The organism is Microbispora sp. ATCC PTA-5024 (assembly GCF_000511135.2).
Taxonomy (GTDB): Bacteria; Actinomycetota; Actinomycetes; order Streptosporangiales; family Streptosporangiaceae; genus Microbispora; species Microbispora corallina.
Genome location: NZ_KI866528.1, coordinates 57,619 through 74,342, shown reverse-complemented (window position 1 = coordinate 74,342; position 16,724 = coordinate 57,619). Strand labels below are relative to the sequence as shown.

Genomic DNA, 16,724 nt, shown 5'->3' with positions numbered 1-16,724 from the left:
GCCCTCGTGCGGTTGGCTTGCCTGCCATGACGGACATCCTCATTCTCGGCGGCACCGGCACCACCGGCCGCCGCGTCGCCGCCCGCCTCCGGGCCGCCGGCCGGACGGCGCGCACGGCGGCCAGGACCGGCGGCGACGTCCCCTTCGACCTCGGCGATCCGGAGACCTGGGCGCCCGCGCTCGACGGCGTCACCGCCGCCTACCTGATGGAGCCCGACCTGCGGACGAGCATCGACCGGCGGGCGCGCGTCCCCGCGTTCGCGGCCGAGGCGACGGCGGCGGGCGTGCGGCGTCTGGTGCTCCTGTCCGCCCCGGCCGCCGACGAGGACGGCCATCCCCTGAAGATCGTCGAGGAGGCCGTGCGCGGCTCGGGCGCCGACTGGACCGTGCTGCGGCCGACCTGGTTCTCGCAGAACTTCAGCGAGAAGTTCTGGCGGCCCGGGATCCTCGCCGGGACCCTGTCCCTGCCGGCCGGCGACGGCCGCGCGCCGTTCGTCGACGCCGAGGACATCGCCGAGGTCGCCGTGTCGGCGCTGACCGAGGACCGCCACGCCGGCGAGGTCTACGAACTGACCGGGCCGCGGGCGATCGGGTTCGGCGAGGCGGCCGGCCTCATCGGCGCGGCCGTCGGGCGGGTGATCCGCTACGACGACGCCGACCCCGCGGCCCACGTTGAGCGCCAGGTCGCCCACGGCGTACCCCCCGAGGTCGCGCGGCTGCTCACCGGCCTCCTCGCCGGCCTCCGCGACGGGGTGGGCGGGGCGGTCCTCGACGGCGTCGACCGCGCCCTCGGCCGGCCGCCCCGGCCGTTCGAGGAGTACGTCGCCGAGACGGCCGCCTCCGGTCTCTGGACCTGACGTCCCATATCGGAAATGGAGGACGCATTGACCCCTATTTGACAAGAAGTTACATTACGTCGGCAGATCGGGGGCCCGGCGCGCCTGTAAGGGAGAAACGTCCTCATGGTCCGACGAGTCCTGGTCTCGGCCACCGCGGTGGTGCTCTTCCTCGTCTGGGGCGTCCCGCCGGCCGCCCACGCGGCGGACGGCACGCGCACCCCGTCGTCGCCCTCCTACACGGTCACCCTGTCCAGCAACACGTCGGGCAGCACCTGGACGGGACACGAGAGCGTCACGTTCTCCAACGCGTCCGCGGACCCCCTGACCGAGGTCTACCTGCGGCTGTGGGACAACTACCACGGGGCGTGCCCCTCCACCCCGGTCACCGTGACCAACGTGACCGGGGGCACGCCGTCGCCGTTGTCGGTCGGCTGCACCGCGATGAAGATCGCGCTGCCCGCTCCGCTCGGCCAGGGCCAGAGCGGCACCGTCGGGTTCGACCTGAGCATCGTGGTGCCGTCCGGCGCCGACCGGTTCGGCCGCGACGGCTCGTTCACCTTCGTCGGCAACGCGCTGCCGGTCCTGGCCGTCCGCGACGGGAGCGGCTGGCACCTCGACCCGTACTCGAACAACGGCGAGTCGTTCTACTCGCTGATCAGCGACTACTCGGTCACGCTCGACCATCCGTCCTCGCTGCTGGTGCCCGCCACCGGCACGTCGTCCGACACGCCGGGGACGTCCGGCCGTACTGTCACCAAGGCCACCGCGAAGAGCGTCCGCGAGTTCGCGTGGGCGGCCGGGCCGTTCGTCAAGACGACCGGCACGACCACCACGGGCGTCACGGTCAACGTCTACCGGGTGAGCTCGATCAGCTCGGGCAGCGCGAGCTCCATGATGACCACGGCCAGGAACGCGCTCGTCGCCCACGCCGGGCGGTTCGGCGCCTACCCGTACGGCGAGGTGGACGTGGTGCTCGACAACAACTTCTGGTTCGGCGGGATGGAGTACCCGGGTTTCGTGCTCGACGTGATCAGCTCGACCGCCCTGGCCCACGAGCTGGCCCACCAGTGGTGGTACGGGATCGTGGGGGACGACGAGTACACCAGCCCCTGGCTGGACGAGTCGTTCGCCGACTACGCCACCGACCTCTACAACGGCGTCTCGGGCACCAACTGCTGGAACGGCGTGTCCTGGCAGTCGTCGGCCGAGAAGATCACCAACTCGATGGCGTACTGGGACGCCCATCCGAGCCGGTACGGCACGGTGGTCTACACGTACGGCAAGTGCGCGCTGCACGACCTGCGGCGGGCCATCGGCACGACGGCGATGCAGAACCTGCTGAAGAACTACGCCGCCGCGCACTGGTACGGGGTGTCGACCACCGCCGAGTTCAAGGCCGCCGCGCAGGCCGCCACCTCGGTCGACCTGTCGTCGTTCTGGACCGCCCACCGCATCGACGGCTGATCCCGTGACCGGCCGGGCATGAACGCCGGCCGCAAGCCCGGCTCCACCGCGTGCGCCCGTGTGGAGCCGGCCGGAGAGGACCACCGCCGTACCGCGCGTCAGTCGCGTACGGCGGCGAGGTCCTCGTCCGGTGCGGCGGTGAGATCGCGCGGCGGCACGGCGCAGACGCCCGTCTCGGGATCACAGGCTCCGTCGGCCGGGATCGGGAGGATGTCGAGGGGCATCGGGAACCTCTTTCCGGGAGATCGGGGAACCGGGTGATCAGGAGCCGAGGGTGCCCAGGGCCGTCGCGATCGCCTCGCGGTAGCCCTCCACCGGCACGGCGCCGGGGATGCCGTAGCGTCCGTCGAGCACGGTGAACGGGACGCCGGTCGCGCCGAGTTCGAGGGCCGCCCGGTGCTCGGCGCGCACCTCGTCGGCGAAGCGGTCGCCGTCGAGGACGTCGCGCGCCTCATCGGTCGGGACACCCACACGCTCGGCCGCCGAGATCAGGAACTCCGGCTCGTAGACGTCGGCCGCGCCGCTGAACAGGCGTTCCTGCACCACGCCCATGAACGCGTTCGCCAGGCCGTACGTCCTGGCCAGAAGCGTCAGCCGCAGCACATCGAGGCTGTTGCCGTGCGCGCGGTCGATCTCGTACGGAAGGCCCTCCTGCGCGGCGAGCTGCTTCATCTGCTCCTCCAGCGCGCGGGCCCGGGCGGGCGGCATCCGCAGATGCCGCGCGAGGTACTCGAGGTTCGGTTCGACCGTCCGGGACGCCCCCGGGTCGAGCTCGAAGGCGTGCAGCACCACGTCGACGCGACCGGCGGCGTCCGACTGCGCGATCGCCGTCTCCAGCCGCTTCTTGCCCAGGTAACACCAGGGGCAGGCGAGGTCGGCCCACACGTCGATGCGCAGCCGGGTCTCGCCGGCGCCCGCGGGGGCGATGACGTCCATGATCGTTCCCTCCTGGGTTCCGAGCGGAGATTTACGGCGGGCGATGCCGGGAGACCGGGGTGGGGAGACGACCGATCAGTTGTCAGCGTAGCCTAGCCTTACTGATCTGATCGTGTTCCGTCCGGAACGGCGAGGTGAGGCGTGGATGACCACCGTTGACGACTTGGTCGAGCCGGGTGATCGGCTGTCCGCGGTGCGGAGCGACGGCGAACGGCCCCTCGCCGACCTGGCGCCCGGCGCCAGGGCCACCGTGACGCGGGTGACGACCGCGGGATCGCCCGCCACGGCCCGCCGGTTGCGGGACCTCGGGTTCACCCCGGGCACGGTGGTCCAGGTGGTGCGCCGGGCCCCGCTGCGCGATCCGGTCGTCTACCTTGTGAAGGACTACGAGGTGTGCCTGCGCAGGGCGCAGGCCGCGTGCGTGTACACGGTCAGGGCGGACGGGTGAGCGCCGACTGCCACGACACCGGTGATCCGGGCACGGGCGCGGTCCTCACGGACATGCCCCGGGTCGCCCTCGTCGGCAGCCCCAACGCGGGCAAGACGAGCGTCTTCAACAGCCTGACGGGTCTCAAGGCGAAGACCGGCAACTATCCCGGGGTGACGGTCTCCCGGTTCGTCGGCACCTTCCGCGTGGGCGGGCGCAGCTATGCGGTCGAGGACCTGCCGGGGACGTACAGCCTGGAGCCGATCAGCCCCGACGAGCAGATCACGGTCGACGTGCTCGACGGCCGCCTGGAGAACGTGCCGCGGCCCGACGCCCTGCTGGTCGTGGTGGACGCCACCACGTTGCGGCGGTCGCTGGGGTTCGTGGCGCAGGTCCTCGCGCGGGGTCTGCCGACCTGCGTGGTGGTCACCTTCACCGACGAGCTGACCCGCCGGCAGGGCCACCTGGACGTCGAGGCGCTCGGGCAGGCCCTCGGCGTGCCGGTCCTGCCGGTGGTCGGCCACCGCGGGCACGGCATCGGTGAGCTGCGCGAGCGGCTGGCGGAGTGGCGGTCCTGGCCGCGCCCGGTGATGCCGCCCCCGGCGGACCCGGACGAGGCCGACGCCTGGGCGGAGTCGGTCCTGGCCTTCGCCGGGTACCGGTCCGCCGAGCGTCACCGGGTCACCCAGCGCGTCGACGCGGTCCTGCTCCACCCCGTTCTGGGGACGGCCGTGTTCTTCGTCGTCATGCTGCTCTTCTTCCAGACCGTCTTCACCCTGGCCGCCCCGCTCCAGGGGTACGTGGAGGCGTTCTTCGGGTGGCTGTCCGGCCTGGTCGCCGCGCACGTCCACGTCGCGTGGCTGTCGGGGCTGCTCGGCGACGCCGTCATCGGCGGCGTCGGAGGGGTGCTGGTCTTCGTCCCCCAGATCGTCCTGCTGTTCCTGCTGATCGCCCTTCTCGAGGGCGTCGGCTACATGTCCCGCGCGGCGTTCCTCATGGACCGGGTGATGGCGCGGGCCGGGCTGGAGGGGCGGGCGTTCGTCGCGCTGCTGTCGTCGTTCGCCTGCGCGATCCCCGGCATCATGGCGACCCGCACGCTGCCCTCCGCCAAGGACCGCGTCGCCACGATGATGGCCGCGCCGCTCATGACCTGCTCGGCCCGGCTGCCGGTGTACGTGCTGCTCATCGGCCTGCTCGTCGACCCCTCGGTCAAGGTCGGGCCGTTCGGGGCGCAGGGGCTCGTCATGTTCGGCATGTACCTGCTCGGCGCGGTGTCGGCCATGGTGGCGGCCTGGGCCTTCAAGAGGCTCGGCGACCGCCGCGGCCTCGTCATGCCGTTCTACATGGAGATGCCGCCGTACCGGCTGCCGGCCCCGCGGTCGGTGCTGGTGGCCATGTGGGACTCGTCCAGGTCGTTCATCCGCAAGTGCTCGACCATCATCATGGTCACCACGGTCGGGCTGTGGCTGCTGCTGAACCTGCCGCTGCACTCGGCCGCGCAGATGCGGGCGGCCGGGGTCGACCCCGGCGACGCGACCGCCGTCTCCTCCTACGTCGTCGACCACAGCTACGCCGCGGACCTCGGCCGCCTGGTGGCCCCGGTCTTCGACCCGCTGGGCTTCGACTGGCGCGTCAACGTCGGCGTGCTGTCGGCGCAGTCGGCCAGGGAGACCTTCGTCGCGACCCTCGGCCAGGTCGCCGCCGCCGAGGACCCGGAGCACCCGGCGCAGGTCCTGCGCACCATGACCTACCCGGACGGCCCGCGCGCGGGGCAGCGGGTGTTCACCGCGCCGACCATCGCCGCGCTGCTGGTCTACTTCGCCTACGCCCTCCAGTGCATGGCCACCGTGGGCATCATGCGGCGGGAGACGGGCACCTGGAAGTGGCCGGCGGTCGCGTTCACCTACCTGACCGCGACCGCCTGGGTGATGGCGTACCTGGCGAGGACGATCACGACGATGCTGGGCGGGTGAGCGCCGATGGTCCCGACCCATCCCCAGCCGGTGCCCGGGCGGCCCGACGAGCTGCGCTGGGTCGTCCCCGCGGACGTGCTGCCGTTCATCGGGCGGCCGGCCGCCGTCCCGGCGCCGCTGGCCGCGTTGCTGACCGACGGCACCCTCGCCGAGGTCCGGGTGGAGCCGGCCGCCGTCGTCACCCGCCTCCGGCCGGGCCGCGGCTGGCCGGCCGACGGCCCGCGCGTCCGCACCGCGCTCCACGCCGCTTTGGACGACCCCGCCGGCTGGGCGTCCGCGGACGACGCCGGTGAGTCGCCGGAGGACCTGCTGCTGTACACCGCCGCCCGGGACCTCATCGACGGGCAGGTGGGGCGGTTCGCCCGCTCTCACGGAGGCGGCATCGACCTGGTCGCCGCCCACGAAGGCGTCGTCACCGTGCGCCTGAACGGCGCCTGCAACGGATGCCCGGCGGCGCGCGTCACGATGAAGCGGCGGCTGGAGGACACGCTGCGCCGGCGTTTCCCGGCCCTTCGCGAGGTCACCGACGCCGGCGCCCCGCCGTCCTGACCCGGCCGCACGACGGGCCGGGGGGCGGCCGGTCGGCGCGCCCCCCGGGTTGTCAGCGGGTCGCTAGCACTTGCCGCTCACCCGCTTGCATCCCGTCCTCTTGCAGCACTTGAACCGGCGGTGGTTCGTGCACCGGTAGCTGCATTTGTCGCTCGGGTTCCCCGCCGAGAGGCCGAGCGTGGGGGACCCCTGGCAGGACGACGGGGCCGCGGCGAGGCTCGGCTGCGCCGACGCCGACGACACGCCGAACGAGCAGGGCGCGAAGGCCATGAACAGCGTGGCCCCGAAGACCGTGAACAGTCGCTTTCCCCGCATGGATCGCTCCTCTCCGATCGAGCCGCAGGTCGCGATCGCGGACTTCGATTGTCGGCGGCGGCCTCGAAGCGCGTCCAGGCCGCTGACCCTCTCTGGAGGCATTCGCCGGTCATTTCATCCCGTCGCATTGGCACGGCATTGGCCCGGCATTGGCACGGCATTGCCGCGGCGGCCTGAGCATGATCCAATCTCCCGGAGGAGCCGGGGGTACGCGTGCGCCCCCGCGGCCGCGACGCGGCCGATCGGCGGACACGGGAGCGGTGGATGGGTGACGTCGTCATCGTGGGAGGCGGCCCCACCGGGCTGTGGCTCGCGGCGGAGCTGCGGCTCGCCGGCGCCGGCGTCACGGTCCTCGAGAGGCGGACCGAGCGCGACACGCACTCGAAGGGCTTCACCGTCCATCCCCGCACGATGGAGCTGTGGGCCTCGCGCGGCGTCGACAAGCTGTTCGTGCCCAGGGGCACACAGGTGCCCAGCTCGCACTTCGGCCTCTTCGACACCCGGATGGACTACGGCGTCCTCGACACCCCCTTCCCGTACGTCCTCCTGCTCGCGCAGCCCACGGTCGAGGAACTGACCGAGGGGTACGCCCGCGACCTGGGGGTGACCGTCCGCCGCGGGCACGCCTTCACCGGCCTGACCCAGACGGCGGACGGGGTCGTGGTGCGGGCCGAGGCGCCGGACGGCCCGTACAGCCTGGAGACGGGATTCGTGGTCGGATGCGACGGCGTGGGCAGCGCGGTCCGGGCGGCGGCGGGGATCGGCTTCCCCGGCACCGAGTCGACCGCCTACACGTGGATCGCCGACGTGACCCTCGACGACCCTCCGCCGGTGGCGTACTTCCAGGCCACCAACGAGGCCGGTCAGGTGCTGGTCGTGCCCATGGGGGCCGGCGTCCACCGGGTGGGCGGCATCGACGGCGACGCCGGCGCGGACGCGGCCCTCCCCGGCGAGAAGGAGATCAGGGCGCGGCTCGTGTCGGTGGCCGGCACCGACTTCGGCCTGCGCGACGTGGTCTGGGTGTCCGGCACCGGGACCGCCTCGCACCTCGCCGACCGCTATCGCGACGGCCGGGTGCTGCTGGCAGGGGACGCCGCCCACCGCCTCTTCCCCGCCGGCGGGATGGGCCTGAACGTCGGCCTGCAGGACGCGGGGAACCTCGGATGGAAGCTGGGCGCCACCGTTCGGGGGTGGGCTCCCGGCGGCCTGCTGGACACCTACCACCAGGAGAGGCACCCGGTCGGCGCCGCCACGCTGCGCCTGACCCGGGGACAGACCGCGCTCATGACCACGTTCACGCCCGAGAGCCTCGCCCTGCGCGCGGTGCTGAACGACGCCGTCGGGCAGGTGCCGCAGTTCTCCCACCACCTGGCGCGGCAGGTCTCCGGCATCGGCGTCTCCTACGGGCGAGGTCCCGGCGACCACCCGCTGGTGGGCACGCGGGCCCCGGACCTGCGGCTGTCCGACGGGACGGGGCTGTTCGGGCTGCTCGTCCCGGGCGGGTACGTGCTGCTCGACTTCGCGGGGGCGGCCTCCGCCGTCGCCGGCCGGGCGGCCGCGCCCCCCGGGCTGACCGTCCGGCGGGACCGGCCGGTCGAGTCGCGGGCCGATTGGCGGCCGGTCCGCGCGGCGCTGATCCGTCCGGACGGGCACGTCGCCTGGGCCTCGGAGACGGACGGCGACGCCCTGCGGTCCGAGGCCGCCACCGCCCTGGCCGCCGCCGCCGGCGGCGGTCCCGGCCTGCCCTAAAGGGATCATTTCGACGGCTTCACGCCGGCAGCCGCCGAGCACCCGTAATGCCCACACAGGGCAAGCGGTGACCAAAAATGCAGGTCATCAGCCTTGTGAGAGGATCGCGGCCTTCCTAACGTGAGGGCATGTCCGACTCATGTCCTCGCCGCTCGTCCATGGGAGGGACGCCGGACACCCGCCGTCCCCCGAGCCGGCCTGGACGTTCGCCGGTGTGACCGGCCGCAGGGGCCGCCACGCCCCGCCCCGAACGGCCTGAACCGAACCGGCGCGAGATACGGGGGTGCTCGCGGTGACACATCGACCGGACCACAGCGAGGACGGGACCGGCCGCCCTCAGGAGATCCCGCCGGAGACGGGATACTCGCGGCGATCGTTCCTGGCGTGCTCGGCGGCGGGGGCCGCGGCGCCGTTCCTCGCCCGCGGAGCGTCCCCCACCCCCGGCGAGGCGGCGGACTTCGTCGTCCAGCCCACGCCGTCGCGCTACTTCGTCCACCGGGAGAACGGCTCGGAGGAGATGAAGTGGGGCCCGGTCGGGCGGGCTGTCCTGGACGGCCGGCACGCCGAGTACGGGGACGCGATCCCCAACGACCGCCTCTACATCCACAACAGGGCGCGCCCGCCGCGGATCGACCGCCGCGCCTGGCGGCTCAGGCTCACCGGTGACGCGCTGACCCGTCCCCGGTCGTTCACGTACGACGACCTGCTGGCGATGCCGGCGGTGACGCTGAGGCGCACGATCGACTGCGGGGCCAACTGCTCGGCGTTCTTCCCGAAGCTGCCGCCGGGCGGGGCCGACGAGCGCTGGCTTCCCGTCGGCTACACCCAGTGGCACTTCGGCGCGGTGGGAGCCGCCGAGTGGACGGGGGTGCGGGCCGGCGACGTCCTCGCCGCCGCCGGGGCCCGGTCGCCTGTGGACGTGAAGTTCATGGGCCTGGACCTCATCGTCAACCGGAGCTTCCCGGGCGGAACGGTGCGCTACTCCCAGGTCGTCCCGATCGAGAAGGTCCTCAAGGACGACACGCTGCTGGTGTACCGCATGAACGGGCGGGACCTGCCCGTCGACCACGGCTACCCGCTCCGCCTGCTCCTGTCGGGGTGGAGCGCCGTGACCTTCGTCAAGTGGCTCGGCGAGGTCGAGGTGTCCACCCGTCGCATCCCTCCCACCGGGCTGCAGACGAGGCACGTCCTCACCGGTCCGGCCTATCCCGAGCCGGTCCCGCTGAGCGTCAGCCCCATCCGCAGCGCCATCGAGCACGACCCGGAGGTCACGCTGCACCCGGGCGACGTCGTCCTGCGCGGCCGGGCGTGGTCGGGACACGGCGCGATCGACCGCGTCGACGTCTCCGTCGAGAGGCTCGCCGCGCCCGGGCGCTGGGTCACCGAGGTGCCGTGGCGGAGGGCGACGCTGCTGAACACTCCCGAGCCCTTCATGTGGGTCCGTTTCGAGGTGCCGTGGCGGGCCCGGCCCGGGCAGTACCGCGTGATGTCCCGCGCGAGGGACAGGGCCGGCAACGTCCAGCCCCGCCCGCAGGACGTCGTGTGGAACCAGCACGGCCTCGGCTACAACGGGCACTACCCGCTGGAGCTCATCGTGGTCCCGCCCAGCGACATGCCGTGACCCCCGGGCTCAGGAGCTCGCGGACGTCTCCATCGCCGCCGCGTCCGCGACCGGCTGGGGAGCGGCCGGGGCGGGCCGGCGCAGGACGGCGAGCGCCACGGCGAACGCCGCGCCCAGCAGGCCCGCGGAGACGGCGAACGCCAGCCGGTAGCCGCCGGTCAGCGCGGCCGCCTCCCCGGCTCCGGCCGCCAGCAGCTCGTCGGTGCGCGAGGCGGCCAGCGTGGACAGCACCGCGACGCCGACGGCCATGCCGACCTGCTGGGTGGTGCCGAACAGCCCGGAGGCCAGACCGGCGTCGCTCTCCCCCGCTCCGGACATGCCGAGTGTGGCCAGTGCCGGGAGCACCAGCCCGCCGCCCGCGAGGAGCAGCATCACCGGCAGCAGGTGGGTGACGTAGACGGCGTCCACCGGGATCCGGGTGAGCAGGAGCATCGCCCCGACGAGCAGTGCCAGACCGGCGACCAGGACGGCGCGGGCGCCGAAGCGGGCGCTGAGCCGGGCGGACACGAACAGGGAGACCGATCCGATGAGCAGCGCGGCCGGGAGCATCGCCAGACCCGTGTCCAGCGCCCCGTAGCCCAGCACCCGCTGCATGTAGAGGGCGACGAGGACCTGGAAGGCGAACATCCCCGACAGGCTCAGCATCTGGGCGAGGTTCGCGCCGGCCACGTTGCGCGACCGCAGGACGCGCAGCGGCATCAGCGGGGCCCGGGCCGTGGCCTGCCGCACGACGAACCCGGCGAGCAGGGCCACCGACACCGCGCCGAGGGCGAGCGTGTGGACGGCGAGCCAGCCGTACTTCTCGACCTCGACGACCGTGTAGATGCCCAGCATGAGACCGGCGGTCACCAGCGCGGCGCCGGCGACGTCGGCCCCGGCGGCCAGGCCGATGCCCCGGTCGGCGGGCAGCGCCGGCAGCGCGAGCGCGACCGTGGCCACCCCGATGGGCACGTTCACGAGGAAGATCCACGGCCAGCTCAGGGCGTCCGTGAGCACCCCGCCCAGTACTTGCCCGATCGACGCGCCGGCCGCTCCGGTGAAGCTGAAGACCGCGATGGCCCTCCCCCGCTCCCGGGGGTCGGTGAACAGCGTCACCAGGATGCCCAGGACCACGGCGGAGGCGAGCGCGCTGCCCACCCCCTGCAGGAACCGCGCGGCGATCAGGAGCCCCGGACCGGTGGACGCGCCGGCCAGCAGCGAGGCGGCGGTGAAGATCGCGTTGCCGGCCAGGAACATCGTGCGGCGCCCGACCAGGTCGCCCAGCCTTCCCGCCAGCAGCAGCAGGCCGCCGAAGGGGATCAGGTAGGCGTTGACGATCCAGCTCAGCCCGGCCGGCGAGAACCCCAGATCCCTCTGGATGGCGGGCATCGCCACCGTCACGATGCTCCCGTCGAGGACCGTCATCAGCCCCGTCGCGGACAGCACGCCCAGCGCGGTCCAGCGCGAGTTTTGCATGTACGACATGTCTCTCCCGTCTCGTATCGACGAGAAAGACCGTAGCAGATAGTTTTGTTGTAGACGATCCTCTTCGCATCTACTTTCGCTCGCGGGCTCGCCGGGCCTGCTGGGCGCCGTCCGCTGGGGTGGCGAGGTGGCCGGCGGCCAGGCGGTTCAGGGCGCGCACGAGGACCTCGCGCTCGTCCTCCGGCAGCGAGCCGAGCGCCGCCCGGTGCACGCCGTCCACGATCTCCTGGCTGCGCCGGGCGATCTCCGCTCCGGCGTCGGTGACCGCGATGATCCGCGCCCGCCGGTCCACGCTGGACGGGCGGCGCTCGGCGTACCCCGCCTTCTCCAGCGCGTCCACGGTCACGACCATGGTGGTCTTGTCCATGTCGCCCAGCTCGGCGAGCTGGATCTGCGTGCGTTCCTCCTCGATGGCGTGGACGAGCACGCAGTGCATGCGCGTCGTCAGCCCGATCTCGGCGAGCGCCGCCGCCAGCCGGGTCCGCAGCACGTGACCCGTGTGGTCGAGCAGGAAGGACAGGTCCGTCTCGGTGCGCGCGGGAGCCATCGCCGTCATGCCACCAGCGTACCCACGTCGTCCCGCTGCGGATTATCCGCGAACGGACGATACGGCGGCGCCCGCAGGCGCCCGGCCGAGGGCCGGGGCCGGCGGGCGTTCCGGCCGGTCTCAGGCGGCCGCGCACCCGACGGCGGACGGCACCCGGTTGGAGCCCGACCAACTGGCGAGGAATCCGGCGGTCGTCGAGGCGGCGGGCGCCAGGGCGCCGTTCCACGTCTCGTTGCGGACCGTCACGCCGCTTCCCGACTGGGTGTAGCGGCCGCCCCAGATCTGGGTGACGCGCTGGCCGTCGGGGAAGGTGAAGGTGACGCTCCACCCCGTCAGGGCCGCCGTCCCGGTGTTGCGCACCGCGAGCTCGCCCTGGAACCCGCCCTGCCACTGGCTGACGACCCGGTACGTCGCGGAGCAGCCGAGCGGGCCGCCGGTCGGCGACGGGCTGGGCGAGGGGCTGGGTGACGGCGACGGACTCGGCGAGGGAGAGGGACTGGGCGAGGGAGAGGGACTGGGCGAGGGAGAGGGACTGGGCGAGGGCGACGGGTTGCCGGCCGGAGGGACGCGGATGATCCGGTCGTCGTCGGCGGCCGGAGTGCCGCGGCCGTCGCGGTTGCTCGTCGTCACCCAGAGCCACCCGTCCGGTCCGACCGCAACCGTGCGCAGGCGCCCGTACGTCCCCTGGAGCTCGGCCACCGGGGTGCCGGCCGTGGCGCCGTTCACCGGCACCGTCCACAGCCGCGTCCCGTGCAGCGCCCCCGCGAAGAGCGTGCCGTTGGCGTACGCCATGCCGCTGGGCGAGGCCTCCGCGGTGCTCCACGTCACCAGGGGGTTGCGGAAGCGCGGGTCGTTGCACATCCCCTCGCAGGTGGGCCAGCCGTAGTTCGCGCCGCCGACGATGAGGTTGATCTCGTCCCAGGTGTTCTGGCCGAACTCGCTGGCGTACAGCCGTCCCTGCCCGTCCCATGCGAGCCCCTGCACATTGCGGTGGCCGTAGCTGTACACCCGCGACCCCGCGATCGGGTTGTCCGAAGGGACGCCGCCGTCCGGCAGCAGGCGAAGGATCTTGCCGCCCAGGCTGTTCAGATCCTGGGCGTTTGCCGTGTTCCCGCCGTCGCCCGCGGAGACGTACAGCATGCCGTCGGGTCCGAACGCGAGGCGTCCGCCGTTGTGGAAGGAGTTGCGGGGGATGCCCGACAGGATGACCTGCTGGGTGGCCGGCGCATTCAGGCGGAAGCGGACCACCCGGTTGTCCGAGGACGTGGTGTAGTAGGCGTAGATCCACTGGTCCTGCGCGTACGCGGGCGAGACCGCGATGCCGAGGAGACCGCCCTCGCCCGAGGGCGTGACGTTCGGGACCGTCGCCACCGGCGTGGGCGCGGACCCGGGACGCACCTGCACGATGCGCGCCGTGTCCCGTTCGGACACGAGGGCGCTGCCGTCCGGGAGGAACGCCAATCCCCACGGCACCTGGAGTCCCGTCGCGGAGACCTGCGCGCGGCCGAAGTCGAACCCGCCGGTCGCGGCTCCGGCGGCGGGTGGACGGGTCACGATGAGCGCCGCCACGACGGCCAGGACGGTGAGGGCCGCGGCGAGGGCCGAGGCGAGACGGTGCGGCATCACGTGCCCCCCGAGGGATGAGACGTCGGCTGTCGGCTCCGGGTGTGTCCGGGAACGTAGCCGCGGTCCGCGGCGGGGGCAACGACCGGCCTCCGCCCGCTCCCCCTCGGCCTCGATGACCTGGTCCTCCCCTCACCGGCCGCCGGCCGGTTCAGGAAACTTTCAGGTAAACCAGGAAACCTTTCGCTTCTTACCTATATTTCCTACTTTTATTATCGATAATTAATCTGGAATGCCCCAGAGAAGGACGAATGACAGGAGGTCGGATGCCGAAGGCGTTCGTGCGGACGTTCCCCCGGAACGAGGCGCCGTGTGCGGCGGAGGACGGCCACGCCCCCGGCACGATCGAGGCGGGCGCGTGAGCGTCGGCGCGCCGGGCGGCGGGGCCGCGGACCGTCACCTCCTGGACAACCCCACCTGGGCCTCGCTCACCGGCCCGCACGCGCACTTCGCGGAGCGGCACGGCAACGCGGTGCGCTACCCGGACGACGTCTCGCCGTTCTACGCGCTGCCCGACGACCCCGGCCCCGCGGACTGGAACGACCTCGCCGTGCTCGCGGGACCCGGCGCGACGGTCCCCGTCGCCGGCGCCTTCCCGCCGCCGGACGGGTGGGAGGTGGTGGCGCAGGGCGTGGGCGTCCAGATGGTGGGCGACGACGTGGCGCCGGCGCCGGACGGCGAGGCGGTCCGCCTCGCGGCGGCGGACGTCCCGGAGATGCTCGACCTCGTCGAGCGCACCCAGCCGGGCCCGTTCCTGCCGCGGACCGTCGACATGGGCACCTATCTCGGCCTCCGCCACGACGGCGCCCTGATCGCCATGGCCGGCGAGCGCCTGCACCCGCCCGGCTGGACGGAGATCAGCGCCGTCTGCGTCGACCCGGCCTTCCGCCGCCGGGGTCTGGCGTCCCGGCTGGTCCTGGCCGTCGCGGCCGGCGTCCGCGCCCGTGGCGAGATTCCGTTCCTGCACGCCGTCGCGAGCAACACCGGCGCGATCCGCGTCTACGAGGCGCTCGGCTTCCGTCTCCGCCGCATGACGACGTTCGCCGCCGTCCGCGTTCCCGCCGGCGTGCTGTCCGACGCGCGCGGGTGACCGCCTTTACGTCGTAGATCTGTACGCGACGCGGGTCAGGAGACGAGAGGGAGGCGCAGGACGAAGCGCGCCCCGCCATAGGCGGCGTCCTCCACGTGCAGGGTGCCGCGGTGGGCCGAGGCGATGGCGCGGGCGACGGCCAGGCCCAGGCCGGGGCCGCCGCGGTCGCGGCTGCGGGAGGCGTCCAGGCGGACGAAGCGCTGGAAGATGCGGTCGCGGTCATCCGGGCGGACGCCGTGCCCGTCGTCGGCCACGGCGAGTTCCGCGTGACCGCCGGCCCGGCGCAGGTCCACCTTGAGGCGCCGCGCGGCGTGCCGCCGGGCGTTGTCGAACAGGTTGGCGAGCAGCCGGGTGAGCTGCCAGGAGGCGGCGTCCACGGTCACCGCCGGCTCCAGGTCGAGCCGCACGTCACAGCTTCCGGCCCAGCGGGCGGCCACCGTCTCTACCAGGCTCGTCAGGTTCACCTCCTCCAGCTCTTCGTCGGCGTCGACCTCGATCGTGGCCAGCAGGAGCAGGTCGTCGACGATGGCCGCGAGCCGGTCGAGGTCGCCGGTCAGGTGGCCGAGCAGATCACGCAGGTCGACGTGGTCGGGGTGGAGCTGCGCCTCCTCCACCTGCAGGCGCAGCGCGGCGAGCGGCGTGCGCAGCTCGTGTGAGGCGTCGGCGGCGAACTGGCGCTGCCGGTCGAGCAATCGCTCAGCGTACGTCGCCGCCTCCCTCACCTGCTCGTTCAGGTCGTGCGTCTCCGTGGCGTACGGGCTCGTTGGCGAGCGGCTCCCCCGGCACTGCTGGAGGAACGCCGACACGTCCTCCGTACGGTGGACGAACAGCACCACCGCGCCGTTGGAGCCGAAGACCGGCGAGTTGACCGTGCTCCAGTACCGCCCCTCGGGCAGACCCCCGCTGCCCGAGACGGGCATGGCGCACCTCTGCGGCGCCATCACGTCCGGCTTGCCGGTGGCCCGGGCCCGGCGCAGCGAGGCCTCGAGGTTCCGCAGCGCGCGCCGCCTGCCAGGGTCGGCGTGGTCGTGGGCGCAGGAGTCGAGCACGTGCCGGCCCAGCAGTTCCTCCCGCCGCCGGCCGCAGGCGTCGAGGTATGCCTGGTTGACGGCCACGATGGTCATGTCCGGCGTCATCACCAGGCACGGGCTCGGGACGGCCGCGAACAGGGCCGCGTAGTCGAGGTGCTGTCTCATCGGGTTCCCTTCGGCGCGCGCTCGGCGGAGCTCACGTCTCCATCGCTTCGTGCAGGTGCCGCTCCGGCTCCGGTCCGGCGGAAGCGGCCGGGCCCGCCAGGGGAAGGCGCAGGACGAAGGCCGCCCCACCCGTCTCGGACTCCTCCGCGTGCAGGCTGCCGACGTGGGAACGGGCGATGTCGCGGGCGATCGCCAGACCCAGGCCGGTGCCGGTGCGGTCGAGGCGGCGGGCGGCCGCCAGGCGGGTGAAGCGCTGGAAGATCCGTTCCCGCTCGCACTCCGCGATCCCCTCTCCGTCGTCGGTCACCGTGAGCTCGGCGTGGCCGTTCTCGCGGCTCACCCGGACCTCGACCAGGTGCCTGGCGTGCCGCTGGGCGTTGTCCAGCAGGTTGGTGAGCAGCCGGCCGATCCGGATCGGGACGACCTGCACGATCACTCCGCTGTGCAGCCGGAGCCGTACGTCGATGGGGTCGGACCTGCGGGCGACCTCCGCACGGACGATCTCGGCGAGGTCGGCGCACCGCGGCTGGACGCCGGAACCGGTCTCCAGCTCGGCGAGGACGCGCAGGTCCGTGAGGATCGCGTCCAGCCGGTCGAGATCGCGCAACGCCCGGGCGACCAGGTCGCCGAGGGCCGTCTGGTCGGGATGCAGGCGGGCCTCCTCCAGCTCCGCGCGCAGCCCCGCGACGGCCGCGCGCAGCTCGTGCGAGGCGTCGGAGGCGAACCGCCGTTCCTTCTGCAGCTCGCGTTTCAGTTCGCGCATCGTGTCGAGGGACGTCTGAATCGCCGCCGCGGTCCTGCCCTGACGGGATGGGTGCGGCTCACAGTCGTACGGGGGCGTGGGGAGTGCCGTCACAGCACGTGCTCCTTCCATTGCGTGGCGTGTGGGCGCGACGCGGCGGACGGTCGCGCGGGAGGTTCGCGCGGCCCG

Annotated in this window: 16 protein-coding genes; 8 read left to right on the top strand and 8 right to left on the bottom strand. The window is 73.2% G+C overall.

Annotated features, from left to right (window positions below; genetic code table 11):
- The first annotated feature begins 26 nt into the window (after positions 1 to 26).
- The gene (locus tag MPTA5024_RS37295) at positions 27 to 857 is read left to right on the top strand and encodes an NAD(P)H-binding protein (RefSeq protein ID WP_036333145.1); all 831 of its coding nucleotides are present in this window, start codon (positions 27 to 29) and stop codon (positions 855 to 857) included.
- Positions 858 to 962: 105 nt separating this feature from the next.
- Positions 963 to 2,303, top strand: a complete 1,341-nt coding sequence (locus tag MPTA5024_RS37290) for a M1 family metallopeptidase (RefSeq protein WP_036333143.1) — start codon at positions 963 to 965, stop codon at positions 2,301 to 2,303.
- A 98-nt stretch (positions 2,304 to 2,401) separates the two neighbouring features.
- On the opposite strand, the gene MPTA5024_RS44480 is transcribed toward MPTA5024_RS37290, so the two are convergent.
- Together MPTA5024_RS44480 and MPTA5024_RS37285 are read right to left on the bottom strand one after the other, a co-directional pair.
- Positions 2,402 to 2,527 carry a hypothetical protein gene (locus MPTA5024_RS44480; RefSeq protein ID WP_269750672.1) on the bottom strand — a complete coding sequence of 42 codons (126 nt, stop codon included), beginning with the start codon at positions 2,525 to 2,527 and terminating at the stop codon, positions 2,402 to 2,404.
- A 37-nt stretch (positions 2,528 to 2,564) separates the two neighbouring features.
- Positions 2,565 to 3,239, bottom strand: coding sequence for a DsbA family oxidoreductase (locus tag MPTA5024_RS37285; RefSeq protein ID WP_051459155.1), 675 nt, complete (start codon positions 3,237 to 3,239; stop codon positions 2,565 to 2,567).
- A gap of 145 nt (positions 3,240 to 3,384) precedes the next feature.
- Between MPTA5024_RS37285 and MPTA5024_RS37280 the strand changes: the two genes are divergently transcribed.
- Genes MPTA5024_RS37280 through MPTA5024_RS37270 form a run of 3 tightly spaced genes read left to right on the top strand, consistent with a single transcriptional unit; the run spans position 3,385 to position 6,188 of the window.
- Positions 3,385 to 3,687, top strand: coding sequence for a FeoA family protein (locus MPTA5024_RS37280; protein WP_051459154.1), 303 nt, complete (start codon positions 3,385 to 3,387; stop codon positions 3,685 to 3,687).
- Positions 3,684 to 5,639, top strand: a complete 1,956-nt coding sequence (gene feoB, locus MPTA5024_RS37275; RefSeq protein ID WP_036333141.1) for a ferrous iron transporter B — start codon at positions 3,684 to 3,686, stop codon at positions 5,637 to 5,639. The genes MPTA5024_RS37280 and feoB overlap by 4 nt, the downstream gene beginning before the upstream one ends.
- A gap of 6 nt (positions 5,640 to 5,645) precedes the next feature.
- The gene (locus tag MPTA5024_RS37270; protein WP_036333139.1) at positions 5,646 to 6,188 is read left to right on the top strand and encodes a NifU family protein; all 543 of its coding nucleotides are present in this window, start codon (positions 5,646 to 5,648) and stop codon (positions 6,186 to 6,188) included.
- Between the two features lie 63 nt (positions 6,189 to 6,251).
- Here MPTA5024_RS37270 and MPTA5024_RS37265 read toward each other — a convergent pair whose 3' ends face one another.
- Positions 6,252 to 6,503: a hypothetical protein gene (locus MPTA5024_RS37265; protein ID WP_036333137.1), complete on the bottom strand. Its 252-nt coding sequence runs from the start codon at positions 6,501 to 6,503 to the stop codon at positions 6,252 to 6,254.
- A gap of 264 nt (positions 6,504 to 6,767) precedes the next feature.
- Here MPTA5024_RS37265 and MPTA5024_RS37260 point away from each other — a divergent pair, with 264 nt between their 5' ends.
- Positions 6,768 to 8,252, top strand: coding sequence for an FAD-dependent monooxygenase (locus MPTA5024_RS37260; RefSeq protein ID WP_036333135.1), 1,485 nt, complete (start codon positions 6,768 to 6,770; stop codon positions 8,250 to 8,252).
- Between the two features lie 292 nt (positions 8,253 to 8,544).
- Positions 8,545 to 9,873, top strand: coding sequence for a molybdopterin-dependent oxidoreductase (locus MPTA5024_RS37255; RefSeq protein WP_157099939.1), 1,329 nt, complete (start codon positions 8,545 to 8,547; stop codon positions 9,871 to 9,873).
- 9 nt (positions 9,874 to 9,882) lie between these two features.
- On the opposite strand, the gene MPTA5024_RS37250 is transcribed toward MPTA5024_RS37255, so the two are convergent.
- From MPTA5024_RS37250 to MPTA5024_RS37240, 3 genes are all read right to left on the bottom strand, one after another.
- On the bottom strand, positions 9,883 to 11,337 hold the full coding sequence (locus MPTA5024_RS37250) for an MFS transporter (RefSeq protein WP_063794867.1): 1,455 nt from the start codon (positions 11,335 to 11,337) through the stop codon (positions 9,883 to 9,885).
- A 70-nt stretch (positions 11,338 to 11,407) separates the two neighbouring features.
- Positions 11,408 to 11,893, bottom strand: a complete 486-nt coding sequence (locus MPTA5024_RS37245; RefSeq protein ID WP_036333131.1) for a MarR family winged helix-turn-helix transcriptional regulator — start codon at positions 11,891 to 11,893, stop codon at positions 11,408 to 11,410.
- A 111-nt stretch (positions 11,894 to 12,004) separates the two neighbouring features.
- Entirely contained in the window at positions 12,005 to 13,507 is a 1,503-nt protein-coding gene (locus MPTA5024_RS37240) for a PQQ-dependent sugar dehydrogenase (protein WP_036333645.1), read from the bottom strand.
- A gap of 358 nt (positions 13,508 to 13,865) precedes the next feature.
- Between MPTA5024_RS37240 and MPTA5024_RS37235 the strand changes: the two genes are divergently transcribed.
- Positions 13,866 to 14,597 carry a GNAT family N-acetyltransferase gene (locus tag MPTA5024_RS37235; RefSeq protein ID WP_036333129.1) on the top strand — a complete coding sequence of 244 codons (732 nt, stop codon included), beginning with the start codon at positions 13,866 to 13,868 and terminating at the stop codon, positions 14,595 to 14,597.
- 35 nt (positions 14,598 to 14,632) lie between these two features.
- Here MPTA5024_RS37235 and MPTA5024_RS37230 read toward each other — a convergent pair whose 3' ends face one another.
- Positions 14,633 to 15,793: a PAS domain-containing sensor histidine kinase gene (locus MPTA5024_RS37230; RefSeq protein WP_051459153.1), complete on the bottom strand. Its 1,161-nt coding sequence runs from the start codon at positions 15,791 to 15,793 to the stop codon at positions 14,633 to 14,635.
- Between the two features lie 31 nt (positions 15,794 to 15,824).
- Entirely contained in the window at positions 15,825 to 16,556 is a 732-nt protein-coding gene (locus tag MPTA5024_RS37225) for a sensor histidine kinase (RefSeq protein ID WP_051459152.1), read from the bottom strand.
- Positions 16,557 to 16,724: the final 168 nt, after the last annotated feature.

What these genes read in the sequence shown, in the direction of transcription:
- MPTA5024_RS37295 (WP_036333145.1), top strand. Translation starts at nt 27, where the DNA reads ATGACGGACATCCTCATTCTCGGCGGCACCGGCACCACCGGCCGCCGC.
- MPTA5024_RS37230 (WP_051459153.1), bottom strand. Translation starts at nt 15,793, where the DNA reads ATGAGACAGCACCTCGACTACGCGGCCCTGTTCGCGGCCGTCCCGAGC.
- MPTA5024_RS37290 (WP_036333143.1), top strand. Translation starts at nt 963, where the DNA reads ATGGTCCGACGAGTCCTGGTCTCGGCCACCGCGGTGGTGCTCTTCCTC.
- MPTA5024_RS37225 (WP_051459152.1), bottom strand. Translation starts at nt 16,556, where the DNA reads ATGCGCGAACTGAAACGCGAGCTGCAGAAGGAACGGCGGTTCGCCTCC.
- MPTA5024_RS37280 (WP_051459154.1), top strand. Translation starts at nt 3,385, where the DNA reads ATGACCACCGTTGACGACTTGGTCGAGCCGGGTGATCGGCTGTCCGCG.
- MPTA5024_RS37245 (WP_036333131.1), bottom strand. Translation starts at nt 11,893, where the DNA reads ATGACGGCGATGGCTCCCGCGCGCACCGAGACGGACCTGTCCTTCCTG.
- MPTA5024_RS44480 (WP_269750672.1), bottom strand. Translation starts at nt 2,527, where the DNA reads ATGCCCCTCGACATCCTCCCGATCCCGGCCGACGGAGCCTGTGATCCC.
- MPTA5024_RS37250 (WP_063794867.1), bottom strand. Translation starts at nt 11,337, where the DNA reads ATGTCGTACATGCAAAACTCGCGCTGGACCGCGCTGGGCGTGCTGTCC.
- MPTA5024_RS37260 (WP_036333135.1), top strand. Translation starts at nt 6,768, where the DNA reads ATGGGTGACGTCGTCATCGTGGGAGGCGGCCCCACCGGGCTGTGGCTC.
- MPTA5024_RS37265 (WP_036333137.1), bottom strand. Translation starts at nt 6,503, where the DNA reads ATGCGGGGAAAGCGACTGTTCACGGTCTTCGGGGCCACGCTGTTCATG.
- MPTA5024_RS37285 (WP_051459155.1), bottom strand. Translation starts at nt 3,239, where the DNA reads ATGGACGTCATCGCCCCCGCGGGCGCCGGCGAGACCCGGCTGCGCATC.
- MPTA5024_RS37270 (WP_036333139.1), top strand. Translation starts at nt 5,646, where the DNA reads ATGGTCCCGACCCATCCCCAGCCGGTGCCCGGGCGGCCCGACGAGCTG.
- MPTA5024_RS37240 (WP_036333645.1), bottom strand. Translation starts at nt 13,507, where the DNA reads ATGCCGCACCGTCTCGCCTCGGCCCTCGCCGCGGCCCTCACCGTCCTG.